At 66.1% G+C, this 14,036-nt stretch carries 13 protein-coding genes; 9 read left to right on the top strand and 4 right to left on the bottom strand.

The genetic code is table 11. The features are described from left to right. Positions 1-114: 114 nt before the first annotated feature. The 7 genes from NF556_RS16335 to NF556_RS16365 are packed head-to-tail and all read left to right on the top strand — an operon-like array spanning position 115 to position 6,678. Positions 115-1,131, top strand: a complete 1,017-nt coding sequence (locus NF556_RS16335; protein ID WP_252592085.1) for a zinc-dependent alcohol dehydrogenase — start codon at positions 115-117, stop codon at positions 1,129-1,131. Beyond that, entirely contained in the window at positions 1,131-1,655 is a 525-nt protein-coding gene (locus NF556_RS16340) for a TRAP transporter small permease (protein ID WP_252592086.1), read from the top strand. Before NF556_RS16335 ends, NF556_RS16340 begins: the two co-directional genes overlap by 1 nt. Before the next feature lie 3 nt (positions 1,656-1,658). Further along, positions 1,659-2,909 carry a TRAP transporter large permease gene (locus tag NF556_RS16345; protein ID WP_252592087.1) on the top strand — a complete coding sequence of 417 codons (1,251 nt, stop codon included), beginning with the start codon at positions 1,659-1,661 and terminating at the stop codon, positions 2,907-2,909. A 22-nt stretch (positions 2,910-2,931) separates the two neighbouring features. Further along, entirely contained in the window at positions 2,932-3,927 is a 996-nt protein-coding gene (locus NF556_RS16350) for a TRAP transporter substrate-binding protein (protein ID WP_252592088.1), read from the top strand. After that, complete coding sequence (otnK, locus tag NF556_RS16355) at positions 3,927-5,192, top strand: 3-oxo-tetronate kinase (RefSeq protein WP_252592089.1); 1,266 nt, start codon at positions 3,927-3,929, stop codon at positions 5,190-5,192. Before NF556_RS16350 ends, otnK begins: the two co-directional genes overlap by 1 nt. Then, positions 5,189-5,845: a class II aldolase/adducin family protein gene (locus tag NF556_RS16360; protein WP_252592090.1), complete on the top strand. Its 657-nt coding sequence runs from the start codon at positions 5,189-5,191 to the stop codon at positions 5,843-5,845. Before otnK ends, NF556_RS16360 begins: the two co-directional genes overlap by 4 nt. Next, the gene (locus tag NF556_RS16365) at positions 5,842-6,678 is read left to right on the top strand and encodes a TIM barrel protein (protein WP_252592091.1); all 837 of its coding nucleotides are present in this window, start codon (positions 5,842-5,844) and stop codon (positions 6,676-6,678) included. Before NF556_RS16360 ends, NF556_RS16365 begins: the two co-directional genes overlap by 4 nt. 4 nt (positions 6,679-6,682) lie before the next feature. Here NF556_RS16365 and NF556_RS16370 read toward each other — a convergent pair whose 3' ends face one another. Further along, a complete protein-coding gene (locus NF556_RS16370; protein WP_256829524.1) occupies positions 6,683-8,047 on the bottom strand; it encodes an exonuclease domain-containing protein in 1,365 nt (454 codons plus the stop codon). A gap of 388 nt (positions 8,048-8,435) precedes the next feature. Beyond that, entirely contained in the window at positions 8,436-8,570 is a 135-nt protein-coding gene (locus NF556_RS21430; protein WP_256829522.1) for a hypothetical protein, read from the bottom strand. Between the two features lie 188 nt (positions 8,571-8,758). Here NF556_RS21430 and NF556_RS16375 point away from each other — a divergent pair, with 188 nt between their 5' ends. Then, on the top strand, positions 8,759-9,619 hold the full coding sequence (locus tag NF556_RS16375) for a helix-turn-helix transcriptional regulator (RefSeq protein ID WP_252592093.1): 861 nt from the start codon (positions 8,759-8,761) through the stop codon (positions 9,617-9,619). Between the two features lie 56 nt (positions 9,620-9,675). Here NF556_RS16375 and NF556_RS16380 read toward each other — a convergent pair whose 3' ends face one another. Together NF556_RS16380 and NF556_RS16385 are read right to left on the bottom strand one after the other, a co-directional pair. Further along, positions 9,676-10,536 carry an alpha/beta fold hydrolase gene (locus tag NF556_RS16380; RefSeq protein WP_252592094.1) on the bottom strand — a complete coding sequence of 287 codons (861 nt, stop codon included), beginning with the start codon at positions 10,534-10,536 and terminating at the stop codon, positions 9,676-9,678. Positions 10,537-10,617: 81 nt separating this feature from the next. After that, entirely contained in the window at positions 10,618-11,397 is a 780-nt protein-coding gene (locus NF556_RS16385) for an enoyl-CoA hydratase/isomerase family protein (protein ID WP_252592095.1), read from the bottom strand. A gap of 90 nt (positions 11,398-11,487) precedes the next feature. Here NF556_RS16385 and NF556_RS16390 point away from each other — a divergent pair, with 90 nt between their 5' ends. Beyond that, a complete protein-coding gene (locus NF556_RS16390) occupies positions 11,488-13,080 on the top strand; it encodes an AMP-binding protein (RefSeq protein WP_252592096.1) in 1,593 nt (530 codons plus the stop codon). Positions 13,081-14,036 lie beyond the last annotated feature (956 nt).

The following is a 14,036-nucleotide window of genomic DNA, read 5'->3' on the forward strand; positions in this document are numbered from 1 at the left end:
ATGAAGGCTTGACCGATCAGGAACTGTGTTGCTATGGTCCCGCACAATGTTCGTTCGCACAGAACGAGTCACTACCCATACACCGTTGTAGCCGGAGTAGATAGCGAGGACACGTTGCAGGCCATCGAGTTCGCCCAGGACGGCACTGCCAGTGTGCGGGAGATCCCCAAACCCACCGCCGGTCCCGGCGAGGCAGTCATCCGGGTCACGTCGGCAGGAGTGTGCGGATCCGACATCTCCGCCCTCCAGGGCACCCACCCGTTCCGCAAGCCGCCACTCATCAGCGGCCACGAGGTCGGCGGGGTCATCGACGACATCGGCCCCGACGCCCCAGATGGCCTGCGAGCCGGGACGCGGGTCGTCATCGACCCCCAGTGGCCGTGCCAAACCTGCGACCTCTGCACCCGCGGTGACTATCACCTGTGCACCAGCAAGACCATGCTCGGCGTCGCAACCTGGCCCGGTGGTCTCGCCGATTACGTCAAGGTGCCCGTCTTCACTCTGGTGCCCGCCCCAGAGGAGCTCGACACGAGCCTGCTCTCCTTCGCTGAGCCAGTGGCCGTCGCCGTCCACGCAGTTCGCCGCGCGGGCGCTCTGGACAGGGTCCGCAACGTCCTCGTGCTCGGCGGAGGAACCATCGGCACGTTGATCACTGCCGTGCTCTCCACCCAGGCCCCCGAGCTCGAGATCACCGTGGCCGAGCCCCGCGAGCAGATGCACGAGATGCTCAACCTGGCAGGCGCGACCTCCACCGCGGCGGACTCAGGTGAGCTGCCCGGCAAGGCGTTCGACCTCGTCTTCCTCGCTGCCGGCGTGCCAAGCCTTCTGGAGACGGCCGTGTCCAGCGCCGCCACGGGCGGGACCGTCGTCCAGGTCGCCGTCTTCAAGGGTTTACACCCCACGCCAGTCGGGGACCTGCAGATCCGGGAGATCACCATGGTCGGCACCGCGACCTACACCAAGGACGACATCGCTGAGGCGCTCGACGTCATCGTGGCCAAGCCGGAGTTGGTCCAGCGCATGGTCACCTTCACCGAGGACTGGACGGATGCTGCTGAGCGCATCACGTCGATTGCCAGCGACGGTCCGGGCGAGGTCATGAAACTGATGGTCCGCAGGGGCGGTGAGTGATGAAGCGCATCAGCAACCTCGTCGCCAACACCTTGCTGTTCGTCGCCGGCGTGCTCATCACGATCTCCACCGTGTCGCTGCTCATCCAGGTGGTCAGCCGCTATTTCTTCAACGCCCCCACTGTGTGGTCGGAGGAGCTGGCCATCTTCTGCTTCGTGTGGTCGACCATGTTGGCCGTTCCAGTCGCGTTCCTGCGTCGCGAGCACATCGTCATCGACTTCGCCGTGAACGCACTCCCTAAGGGACTGCAGCGCCTGGTGAATCCACTGACGGACCTGATCTGTGCCGTGACCTTGGGCGTGATCGGCTTCTTCGCAGTGCGCCTTCTCGAGGCCGCCGATCGACAGTCACTCTCAGGCCTCACGATGCTGTTCAAATCCACGATCCCCCTCAGTTCCCTCTACCTCGCCATCCCGGTCGGCTGCGCCCTGAGCGTCGTGTTGATCCTGTATCGCATTGTCGCGCCCATCCCGGCTCCCGACCCGGTGGCCGAGGCCATCACTAGCGCAGAGACGGAGGTCTGAGCCATGCCCGCAATCCTTGGCGTCGGTTTCGCAGTCCTGCTCCTCATCGGCACCCCGGTCGCGATCGCGATCGGTGGCGCCAGCCTGCTCTCGATGGTCCTCTCCGAGGGCATCCCCCTGGAGGTCGGCGCCCAGCGCCTCGTGGCGGGATTGCGCAGCTTCCCCCTGATGGCCATCCCGCTGTTCATCCTGGCCGGTTCCCTCATGAACGACGGCGGCATCACCCGCCGTCTGATCGACTTCGCCTACGCCGCCGTCGGCAGCATCCGTGGCGGCCTCGCCGCCGTGAACATCCTGACCAACATGATCTTTGGCGGCATCTCCGGCTCCTCCGTGGCCGACGCCTCGGCCACCGGCAAGATCCTCATCCCGCAGATGGTCAAGCGCGGCTACACCGCCGGTTTCGCCGCTGCGCTGACTGCCCTGGCCTCGACCATCGCGGTCGTCATCCCGCCCAGCATCAACCTGATCATCTACGGCGTCACCGCCGAGGTCTCCATCGGATCGTTGTTCTTCTGGGGCCTCTACATCGGTGTGGCCTTCGGTTTCGTCTACATCCTGACGGCTTATGTGCTGGCCCGCATCAAGGGCTACCCGGCCGAGGACCGCGTCAGCCGGCGCGAGCTTCTGCGCACGTCCAAGGACGCCGTGTTGGCCCTGATGATCCCCGTCGTCGTCCTCGGCGGCATCCGCTTCGGCGTCTTCACCGCGACCGAGGGCGGCGCGGTCGCAGTGCTCACCGCGGTGATCCTCGGTGGCCTCGTCTATCGCGAGCTCACCTGGGCGAAGGTCAAGAAGTCGATGAACGAGGCCCTCATGCTGATCGCGGCCATCATGCTGATCATCGCGATGGCTCAGCTCTATGCCTGGGCGTTGGTCACCGGTGGCATCCCCAGCATGGTCGCCGACTTCGTGCTCGGCATCAGCGACAACCCCGTCGTGATCCTGCTCGTGATCAACGTGCTGTTCCTGCTGATCGGGATGGTGCTGGAGGGCAACGCCGCGATCATCATCTTCACGCCGATCCTGCTCCCGGTGGCCCTCGCGGTCGGCATCGACCCGGTCCACCTCGGCCTGATCATCGTGATCAACCTGGCCATCGGCCTGCTCACACCCCCAGTCGGCATCTCGCTGCTGATCACCACCCGCATCGCCGGGATCCCGCTTCAGGAATCCGTCCGCGAGGCCATCCCCTGGCTGGGGGTCGCCATCGCCCTGCTGTTCGCCGTCACCTATATCCCGCTCCTGCTCTAGAGCACCACCGAAAGGACCCACCATGAAAAACAAGATCGCCCTGGTCAGCGCCCTGGCCGCTGGCACCCTGGTCATGACCGCCTGCTCCGGAGATGGAGAGGACGGCGGCGCAGCCGGCGAGGAGATTCACTGGCGCCTGGGCCACTCCTATGGCCCCGAGAGCCTGGAGAACCGCTCCGCCGAGCGGCTCGCCGACAACCTCGAGAAGGCGTCCGACGGCAAGATCACCGTTGAGATCTTCCCCTCCTCACAGCTGGGCAGCTGGGAGGAGATGCAGGAGCAGATGGAGGTCGGCTCCGTCGACATCGTGATCGAGTCCATTGGATCCGTGGAGCGCTACACCGACCTGGCCGGCATCGAGGGCGTGCCGTTCCTCTATGAAGACGCAGACCACTACTTCGAGACCTGGGACAGTGACCTGGGCGACGAGATCATGCAGGCCATCAAGGAGGACTCCGGCTTCCTCCTCACCGGTGCCATCTATCGCGGCCCGCGCATCCTCAACTCCACGATGCCGATCAACAACCTCGCCGACGCCGAGGGCCTGAAGATCCGCGTGCCCAACCAGGAGACCTACATCCAAACCTGGCAGGCGCTGGGCACCGCCCCGACGCCGCTCTCCTTCAATGAGGTCTTCTCCGGCCTGGAGCAGGGCGCCATCGAGGCCCAGGAAAACCCTGTCAACGTGGCCCGGTTCAACTCCTTCTATGAGGTGGCGCCCTACATCGCCAACACCAACCACCTCTATGGCAGCAACCACTTCCAGCTGTGGGGCGAGACCTATGACGGCTGGGACGAGGAGACCCGCGCAATGTATGACGAGGCCGTCGACGAGGTGTCCACCTGGTCTCGTGAGGTCGCCTTGGAGGAGCTGGATGACAACGTCGCGTTCCTGGAGGAAAACGGCGTGACCTTCGCCGACGTGGACCGCACAGAGTGGGTTGAGGCCACCCTGGACATCGTCGACTCCGCTGACCCGAAGGTCCAGGAGTGGGTCGCGCAGATTCGCGAGGGCTGATGTCCGCTCACGTGAGACGGGGAGCCGTCGCCGACGACTTCACCGGCGCCACCGACCTGGCGGGCAACTGGACGGCCCGAGGGCTGCGGACCTCGGTCCTGCTCGGTCTGCCAGATGACGCCTCCGCGGAGGACCTCACCGAAGACGACGCAGTCGTGGTCGCCCTGAAGACCAGGTCTGCGTCGACCGACCTCGCCCTGGACCAATCGGTCCGGGCGGGGCGGTTCCTCCGGGAGTGGGGGGCTGAGCAGCTCTATGACAAGTACTGCTCGACCTTTGACTCGACTCCGGAGGGCAACATCGGGCCGGTCGCCGACGCGCTCCTGGAGTTGACCGGCGCCTCCCGTGCGGTGGTCGTCCCCTCGTTCCCGGACAACGGGCGCACGGTCTATCAGGGCCACCTGTTCGTCGGCGATGAGCCCCTGCACGAGAGCCCGATGAAGGATCACCCGCTCAACCCGATGTGGGACTCATCGGTGCCGCGCCTGTTGACCCCGCAGACGCAGCATCAGGTGGGTCTGGTCCCGCTGCAGGTCGTGCATCAGGGCCCGGACGCGGTCCGGGCTGCTCTGGCAGAGCACGAGCAAGACGGCCGCCGGCTGATCGTGGTGGACGCGGTGACCAACGAGGACCTGGCGGTCATCTCGACCGCCACGCAGGACGAGCCGCTGGTCACCGGTGGCTCCGGCCTGGCTCTCGGTCTGCCCGCCCGGGACCGTGAGCCGCGCGTGCTGTCCCGGGTCCCTGGCCGCCGGGTCGTGTTGTCCGGCAGCGCATCCCGCGCCACCCAGCAGCAGGTGGCAAGCGCCCGCAAGGTGCTGCCACACGCCCAACTGGACGTGGCGGCATACACCGAGAACCCCGAGGCGGAGGTGAGCCGGCTGCTGGACCTGACGCAGGTTGCCTGGCAGTCGGATCCCGACCGTGCGGTGCTCATCTATTCGGTGGGCGCACCGGACGACGTCACCGCGGCGAGAGCCCTCGGCGACGACGTCTCGCAGCGCATCGAGACAGCCTTCGCCAGCCTTGCCACGGCACTGTCGTCGGCGGGAGCCAGCGAGTTCATCGTCGCCGGCGGTGAGACATCCGGCGCAGTGCTGGAGTCTCTCGGCGTCCGGCGTCTCGAGGTGGGCCAACAGCTGAGCCCCGGGGTGTCGTGGTTGGCAGGCACCACCGCGGACGGCCGGCGCCACAACTTTGTCCTGAAATCTGGCAACTTCGGCACCGAGGACCTCTTCGTGGCCGGTTGGGAGGGGTTGACGTGAGTGATCTGCTGACCGAGGCGTGCAGTGGTGGGCGCCACCTGGAGTCGCTGGGGCTCTCCCCCGGCTCCTCGGGCAACATCTCGGTGCGCGTGGGAGACCGGGTGCACATCAGCGCGACCGGTCAACCGCTGGGCAGCCTCAGCGCCGATCAGTTGTCCGTCATGGAGCTCACCGCGGACGGCCTGGCGCACGTGGATGGCCCCCGTCCCTCCAAGGAGCACGGGCTGCACGGTGCGCTGTATCACCGCGACCCGGACGCGGTGTGCGTGGTGCACCTGCACTCCACGCACGCGGTCGCTGCCTCGTGTCTGCCGCCGTGGAACGAGCACAGCGCGCTGCCGCCGCTGACGCCCTATCTGCTGATGCGAGTGGGCAACCTGCCGCTCATCCCCTATCACCCACCGGGTGACGCCGACCAGGCCCAACTGCTGCGCGAGCTAGACATCCAGTGTCACGGCGCCCTGCTGCAGAACCACGGGCCGGTCGTCGCAGGACGCACCGTCTCCGAGGCTGTGGACCGGGCAATCGAGATCGAGCTGGCCTCGCAGACCAGGATGCTGGTGGGTCAGGCCCCGGGCGCACGACTGCTCACCGACAGCGAGACCGAGCACCTCACCTCGGCCTACGGCCAGCCCTGGAAGATGGCGTTGTGAGCACTCAGCGTCCGTTGGACCAGGTCAGGTGGGTGGCCAACCTGCACACCATGTTTGGCGAGTTCCCGCTGATGGAGCGACCTGCTGCGGCCCGAGCCGCCGGCTTCCGTGAGGTCGAATACTGGTGGCCCTTCGACGGTCAGCCCCGTCCCTCTCACGAGCAGATTGAGGACCTCGTGGCGGCGATCACCGCCGCAGAGGTGCGGTTGACCGCCATGAACCTCTATGCCGGGAACATGGCCAACGGGGATCGCGGCGTCATCTCGCACCCTGATGCGGCAGAGGACTTCCGCGACAGTGTGGCGGTCGCCATGACCATCGGCGCCCGGCTGGGCACCCGCCTGTTCAACGTGCCCTACGGGCGTCGGCTCCCCGACGTTGCCGAGGAAGCCCAGGATGCCGCGGCGACAAAGGCACTGACGTATGCCGCACTGGCGGCTGCCGAGATCGGCGCCACTGTGCTGGTCGAGCCCCTGAGCGGCTTCCCGGACTATCCGGTCCGCACCAGTCGAGCCGCTCTCAAGGTCATCGACCGAGTGCGCGCACACAGCCCCGGTGCGAACATCGGGCTGCTGATGGACCAGTACCACCTAGCGACAAACGGCGAGGACGTCCGCGCGGACCTTGAGTTCGTCGTCCCCTATCTGAGCCACATCCAGGTCGCTGATGTCCCAGGGCGGGGCGCGCCAGGCAGTGCCGACGGCGACGTCCGAGGCTTCGTCGAGGACCTGCTTGAGCGGGGCTACGACGGCGCAATCGCGCTCGAGTATGTCCCAGCAGGAAGCACCGAGGACTCGCTGGTCACCTGGCGAGAGAGTTTCGGTCTCTTGTAGGGCGCTACGCCTGACCCGAACCCTGCTTCTCCAAGAGCCGGGCAAAAGCACTTTCAGTCACGATGGGTATGCCGTAGGTGCGCGCCTTGGCGGCCTTCCCGCTCAGGCTGTTGGGATCCCCAGCCACGACGATTTTGGTCGCCTTGGTCACGCCCCCGGTCTCCAGTCCGAAACGGCGGATATCCCGTTCCCATTCGTCTCGAGCGCGATTCATGTCGCCCGTGAAGACCACGCGGTCACCAGCTTCAAGCTGAATCGCACTTGCGCTCAAGGCATACGCCCCTTCATGCGAACCTTCACGCACTGCCTCCAGCGCCTGCTTGACAGCATCTGATGGCAGCCCGAGCAGGGCTGCCACCCCCTTCAAGTCGGCACGCTCGGACTCCGTCACAACCCCGTCCTCTAGAGCAACCTCGCCCATAGCCCTTAGGTATCTCTTATGCAGGTCCAGCACGGTGTCACGGTCCAGTCCGCTGTTCTGAGCGGTCTCGACGAGGGCTTCCTTCTCATGCTCGGCCAAGAACCCGTCCAAGAGAGCCATCTCAAGCACTGCGAGGTAGGAATCAACTTGAGCGTCTCCCGCTCGGGGCATGTGGGAGACCACACGTTCGAGCCACGCATGCTTCGGCTCACTCACAACCTGCGCCCGCGAGCGAGCGAGAGCCTCACCGAAACCAGCAGCAGTGGGCCAGCGGTATGCCACGGCTTGGTGCATCACATCCTGCCAGGGGGGTGGCGGAGGGGACGCACGCAGATAGTGACGCAACAGTTCTGCCGTTGCTCGAGCGTCGCCAGCTGCCGTGTGTGCGTTCGTCAGGTCCACTCCGGCGGCAGCGCAGCAGTCGATGAGCCGTCGGCTGCTGGATGAAACAAAAGCAGTCGACCAACGCATGGTGCACAACTGCGGCACACGAGTCGGGTCAGCAACTTCCTTGCCGGCCTGACGCAGCTCTGCAAGGAGGAAACGCACGTCAAAGTCGGCGTTGTGTGCGACCAGAACCCGCCCCTCCAATAACCCGAGGACGCGTCCCATCACGTCCTGAAAAGTGGGAGCAGCCAGGACATCTGTGGCTGTGATCCCATGGATACGTGTCGGTCCGACATCTCGCTGCGGGTTGACCAGCGTCGACCACTCCTCCTCGATCCGTCCATCATCGGAGACCAGGACGATCGCGATCTCCACGATCCGATCCATGCGTGCAGGGTTGAGTCCAGTCGTCTCGACATCCAGCACCGCATATCCACGAGTAGCGCTCGGCGTAGGAGAAATAGGCGCACGATCCGCTGATGAAGCCTCCCGCTCCGGTGTCTCGTTCTTGAAAGACGTCAGCATGCGGATCGCTCGGTCAACTAATCGTGGTTTCCTCATTGCGAAACTCCCTCGTCAGCGCTGGTCACGTTGACGTGATGCTAGGCCCTTGCCAGAAGTCCCCTCAAGGCCCCTGTGCAACTCGAGACACATCACTCCACCATGCTCAAGCTCACTCTGCACAAAGCTCTGCAACGGGGCCAGCGATGTGATCACCCGCGCCGTTCCTGGAGCGCTCTTCGCGGTGCCGCTGGCCGGCGGGGTGCCGGTGGCGATCAACTCGCGCCTGGCCCCGCCCGGAGGTCGAATACATCCAGAACCACAGCGAGGCACGGGTGCTCTTCGCCGACTCCGAGCTGCTGGACAACCTGGACAGAATCGGTGAGTCCGCACCGGCCCTCAAGGTGTACGTCCAGCGATCACTCCGACGGCGAGCAGCGGGCAGGCCTCAGCGCTTCTTGGGGTGAACCGCCGTCTCGACCCCACTCGCCTCATGTTCCTTGGCGCGCTTCTCGGCCCGCTTCTCCTTGATGGACTTGCCGGTCTTCTTCGAGAGCGCTTGGCGTGGTGACTTATCGGACATGTTGAGTCCTTTGATGGGGAGACCCGAAGGGTCCCGCTGCCCCTGACCATACGCTCCTGCGAGCCCTTCGGGGTCTCCCCGCATCAGGGCGGGATCGCGCCCCAAGTAGGTTTCGAGAGGAACACCCAGGAACCTCTGGTGTCCTGGCCAGAGAGTTTCGGGGCTGCTTGAGGACGAAGGAGTCGAACGTGGCGTTCCTGGCGGGAGCAGACCTCCCCACCGTGGTCAGAGACCGCATCCGATCAGAGCTGCGCACCCTGCAGCGCAGCAAGTCTTTTGACGTGCTGTTCGCCGGTGGCGTGGCGGGCCCACAGTTGCACCTGTCCGACTTTGCCGGCACCCAGAGCAAGGTGCTGCGCGGGCTCGTGATCAAAGCCGAGCGCGGCGCCGGTGGTCGGGCCATCGTGGAGCGTCGGCCGGTGCGCGTCGAGCGCTATCGCACCGCGCGGAGCATCACCCACGACTACGTCCGACAGATCACGGCAGAGGGCATCCAGTCGCTGGTGGCGGCTCCGATCATCGTCAAACGCGTCACGCGTGGCGTGGTCTATGGAGGCCTGCGCCAACAGACATCCCTGGGCGACAACCCGGCCGCGGAGCTGGAGAAGGTGGCCGGTGCTGCGGCCCACGACCTCGAGGTCCAGGACGAGGTGGACTTCCGCCTGCGTGCCCTCACCGAGACAGTCCAGGGGGCGGACAGCGGTGACCGCGCGCGGATGTCCGAGTCGATCACCGAGAGCTATCTGGCGCTAAAGGAGATCGCCCAGGCCGTCGAGACCCCGGAGTTGCGGGACCGGATCGTGGCGGTCGAAGAGGCGCTGCGGGCGCTGACCGCACCACCGGGCGGCCCGACCGTCCACCTGACGCCGCGCGAGCTCGACGTGCTGTCCTATGTCAGCCTCGGCTGCAGCAACGCAGAGATCGGCGAGCGGCTCAGCCTGACCACGGACACCGTGAAGAGCTATATGCGCAACCTGATGGCCAAGTTGGGGGCGCGGACCCGGCACGCCGCCGTCGTCGAGGCGCGACGACAGGGCCTCATCCCCTGAGTCGGGCAAGCCCCTGAGCCGGTCAAGCCACCGCCAGCGCGGGAGACGCAGGATCCTCAGGCGCCAGCCAGGTGCCGGTCGAGCAGCGGCCCGACCACCTCGGGGCGCTCCTCCACCAGGAAGTGCCCGGCGGCAACGCCCTGGCCCGTCACGGCCGGGAACCACCGCCGCCACGTCGCCAGCGGGTCAAAGCGGGCCACCATGCCGCGGTCGCCCCACAACGCCAGGGCCGGGATGTCGAGGGTCCGACCGAGATCCGCCTCGTCATGCTCCAGGTCGGTCGTCGCGGCAGCCGCGTAGTCGCGGCACCAGGCGTCGACCACCGACTCCCGGTCTGCGGCCGAGAGATACTCCCCCAGCGCCGCAGGATCAAACATCTCAGCAGTGGCACCGAGCCCCGCCAGCGTGGAGCGCAGATAACCCTGGGGATCCGCACCGATCAGACGCTGCGGCAGACCGCCCGGCTGGGCCAGGAACGTCCAGTGGAAATATTTCAGCGCCAACTCGCGGTCATCCATCTGCCGCCACACATCAAGCGTCGGCAGGATGTCGAGCAGCGCGACCGAGCGCACCCGATCGGGCGCGTCCAGGGCCAGCCGGTGCGCCACCCTCGCCCCACGGTCGTGCCCGATCACATGGAAGCGCTCGAGACCCAACTCATCCGCGAGCGCCACAACGTCCGCAGCCATCGCCCGGAAGGTGAAGTCACCATCGAGGGCGAGCGAGGCGCCATAGCCCCTCAGGTCCGGCATCACGAGCCGGCGCCCACCACCGAGGTGGCCCACCACCGCAGCCCACATCGCGTGCGTCTGCGGATAGCCGTGCAGCAGCAGGACCGGGTCACCGGCCCCGACGGTGCGCACCTGCAGCCGCGCGCCGGGCACGTCGACCTGTCGGACCTCAGACTCCGCAAACATCTCCACCTCACCTGCCAAAGACCAGTGCCGGGCAGGTCGGCCTCCGACCTGCCCGGCACCAGCATGTCCTACAGAGGTGACTCAGGACTCCTGGTAGCCGCCCTGCGAAGCCAGCATCGCGGCATACTCCTCTGCCTTCTTGGCAAAGTCCTCGGAGGAGAACACCATGCCCTCGGCATACAGGCTGCCCATGCCGGCGATGTTCATGTTCTGCCGCATGTATTGGTTGAGCCAGCGCTTGGTGAACTTCACGCCGACCTGGTCATAGGACTGCAGCTTGGCGATGATGCCCTCGACCTCGGCGTCCACCTGGTCCACGGGCACGCAGCGCTCGATGAGGCCGATCTCCTTGGCCTCCGGCGCCGTGGCGACCTTGTCCAGCATGAGGAACTCGCGGGACCGGGCCAGGCCGATGCGCGATGGCCACACGAGCGAGCCGCCGTCACCGGGCACGACGCCAAAGCCGGACAGGTGCGGGTCGCTGAAGGAGGCGTCCTCGGCGGCCACGACGAAGTCACAGGCCAGCGCGATCGAGGCGCCCAGGCTGTGCGCACCGGGGGCAAAGACCTTGGCGATGGTGGGCTTCTCGCAGTTGATGATGTCGCGGACGATGTCTTCAGCTTCCTTGAAGATCTTGAGCATGTCCTTGAAGATCGCCAGGTGCTTGACCCACTCGATGTCATAGTTCATCGGGTTGAGGAAGCTGCGGTCCTTGCCGGTGAGGACGACCACGTCGGCGTCGGACTGGTGCGCAATGCGGAAGACCTTGGACAGGCCCTCGTGGGTCGCGTCGTCCAGTCGGCCGACCTCGATCGTGAAGACGCCGTTCTCCTCGATGATGTCGATGTTGCCGTCACCCACCTTGGTGGGTGGCGGTCCACCTCTGGTCCCGCCTAATCTGCGATGTGACCCAGCCCGCGAGTTGATCGCGCCAGCAGATGGAGGCCCCTCGTGTCCGACCTGTCCCCCAACCGCAGCGAGCTGACTCCCCTGCGGTTCCTGGAGCGCTCAGCCGCGGTCTTCCCCGACCACGTCGCCATCGTCTATGGCGAGCGCCGGAGCACGTATGCCGAGTTTGCGGCTGAGGCGCAGCAGCTCGCCGCCTGGCTCACGGACCGGATCGACCCGGGCGATCGGGTGGCTTTCCTGGCGCCGAACGTCCCCGAGCCGCTGATCGCGCACTTCGCGGTGCCGCTGGCCGGCGGGGTGCTGGTGGCGATCAACTCCCGGCTGGCCCGCCCGGAGGTCGAATACATCCTGAACCACAGCGAGGCGCGGGTGTTCTTCGCCGACTCCGAGCTGCTGGACAACCTGGACGGCATCGCTGAGTCCGCGCCAGCGCTGGAGGTGGTCGTGCAGGTCGACGACCCGACCGTGGCGCCGAGCCACGAGCGCCGCGCAGCGGCGGACCTGACGTATGCCGAGGTGCGGGCCACGGCAGTCGACGGCCAGTTGTTACCGTGGTCAGTGAGCGACGAGAACCAGCTGATCGCGATCGACTACACCTCCGGGACCACCGGCAGCCCCAAGGGCGTGATGTATTCGCACCGCGGCGCCTATCTCGGGGCGATGGGGGCGATCGTGCACAACCAGCTGGACCGGTCGAGCACCTTCTTGTGGACGCTGCCGATGTTCCACTGCAACGGCTGGTGCGGCCCGTGGGGCGTCACCGGTGCCGCGGCCACGCAGGTCTGCCTGCGAGCGGTGCGCGGCGACGCCGTCTGGGAGGCGATCGACACCCGCGGGGTCACGCACCTGTGGGGTGCGCCGACCGTGCTGTCGACGATCGCCGGAGCGCCCGAGGCACACCCGGTCGAGCAGGACCTGCGCATCACGACGGCCGGGTCACCGCCCTCCCCCACGATCATCGCCACCATGGAGGACCTCGGCATCACGGTGACGCACGTCTATGGGCTGACCGAGGTCTATGGGCCGTTCACGATCACCGAGGTGCAGGACGGGTGGTCCGAGCTGCCCGGTGAGGAGCGTGCCCGGCTCCTGGCGCGGCAGGGCGTGGGCATGATCCAGGCCGAGTCCGTGCGCGTCGTCGACACGCAGATGCAGGACGTGCCCGCCGATGGTGAGACCTTCGGCGAGTTGGTGCTGCGCGGCAACAACGTGATGGTCGGCTATTACAAGGACCCCGAGGCCACCGAGGCAGCCTTTGCCGGCGGCTGGTTCCACAGCGGCGACCTGGGCGTGATGCACCCCGACGGCTATGTCGAGATCAAGGACCGCGCCAAGGACGTCATCATCTCCGGCGGCGAGAACATCTCGTCCGTCGAGGTCGAGCAGGCGATCGTCTCCCACCCGGCCGTGGTCGAGGCCGCAGTCATCGGTGTTGCCGACGAGAAGTGGGGCGAGCGGCCGCGTGCGTTTGTCACCTTGCGGTCAGGCGCTTCGGTGACCGACGAGGAGCTCGTGGCGCACGTGCGGAGTCGGTTGGCGGGATACAAGGTGCCCCGCGAGTTCGTGCGGCTCGATGAGCTGCCGCACACGGCGACGGGCAAGATCGTCAAGTTCGAACTGCGTGAGAATGGGTAACGCCTCATCACGGGACGGTTAGCGACGGAATCCACGACCGGTCGACTGGCGACGAAACACCCGCCACGGCGAGACCGATCGCCAACAGACACGGTAGTGGGCTGAAGCCCCTCGACTAGGCCGGAATCAAGGCCCCGCTGAGGAAGGGCGGGATGGACCTGCGAGCCAGGCTCTGTAGTCGCTGATCACGCCCAAGTCCGGCGGTTTGATGCACGTAGCGGGGTTCCGCGTGCTCGGCGACGAGACGTTCGACGGCCTTCGGGATCTTCACAATGCAGGGTGTAGCTGGGGTCGGCCTCCAGGAGCGCGCGGGCAATGTAGTTGGTCAGGTTGCGGAACCCGAGGGCTGAACCGCCGGGGGTGCTCCCAGAGACCATTCATGGTTCTTCTTCCCTCCTCGAACAACACGAGTCAGCCATCAGTATGGAAGTTTGACCTCGGAGACGGCTGGACGGGGTCGGTTGGGTCATCTAAGGTGCCTTGTACGCAAACGGGTTGTGAAGTGGTCCAGTCGCGACAGCCCATCGCGACCAAGCGTTAGGGGTGAGAATGCAATGGGAATCTGGAGGGAGTTACGAAAGTTCGTGACAGGGAGCCCAGAACCGACTAGCTACTGGAAGGGGCCCGGCCGGAACTGGTCGCACGACTGGTGTCGTTTCCGCCGAGACTCCCACTGCTGGCTGCCCACGGAACTCAACCGCAGAGCCTCAGACCTCGCTGGATACGCGGTCTGGGTACCTCAGGACCGAGGCCACTGCAGGCGCCAGACTTGGGAAGAACAACGGAAGTGCCCGGTGCCTTCCGAGCCTGGACCCAATGTGCCAGGAGGCTACACTGACGCAACGATCCCGTGGGATGAAGGGGGGCAGCGCGACGGAGTACCTGGCCCCAAATTATAGGCTGACTTGAAACTAGGAAAGTTGAGAATCCATGCAGACGTGCCAGACCACATTTTC

Origin of the sequence: Ornithinimicrobium faecis (assembly GCF_023923225.1) — a bacterium.
In the GTDB taxonomy this organism is placed as follows: domain Bacteria; phylum Actinomycetota; class Actinomycetes; order Actinomycetales; family Dermatophilaceae; genus Ornithinicoccus; species Ornithinicoccus faecis.

Coding starts and splice junctions, on each gene's coding strand:
- otnK (WP_252592089.1), top strand. CDS start 3,927: ATGTCCGCTCACGTGAGACGGGGAGCCGTCGCCGACGACTTCACCGGC.
- NF556_RS21430 (WP_256829522.1), bottom strand. CDS start 8,570: ATGTCCGATAAGTCACCACGCCAAGCGCTCTCGAAGAAGACCGGCAAG.
- NF556_RS16370 (WP_256829524.1), bottom strand. CDS start 8,047: ATGAGGAAACCACGATTAGTTGACCGAGCGATCCGCATGCTGACGTCT.
- NF556_RS16340 (WP_252592086.1), top strand. CDS start 1,131: ATGAAGCGCATCAGCAACCTCGTCGCCAACACCTTGCTGTTCGTCGCC.
- NF556_RS16380 (WP_252592094.1), bottom strand. CDS start 10,536: ATGTTTGCGGAGTCTGAGGTCCGACAGGTCGACGTGCCCGGCGCGCGG.
- NF556_RS16345 (WP_252592087.1), top strand. CDS start 1,659: ATGCCCGCAATCCTTGGCGTCGGTTTCGCAGTCCTGCTCCTCATCGGC.
- NF556_RS16350 (WP_252592088.1), top strand. CDS start 2,932: ATGAAAAACAAGATCGCCCTGGTCAGCGCCCTGGCCGCTGGCACCCTG.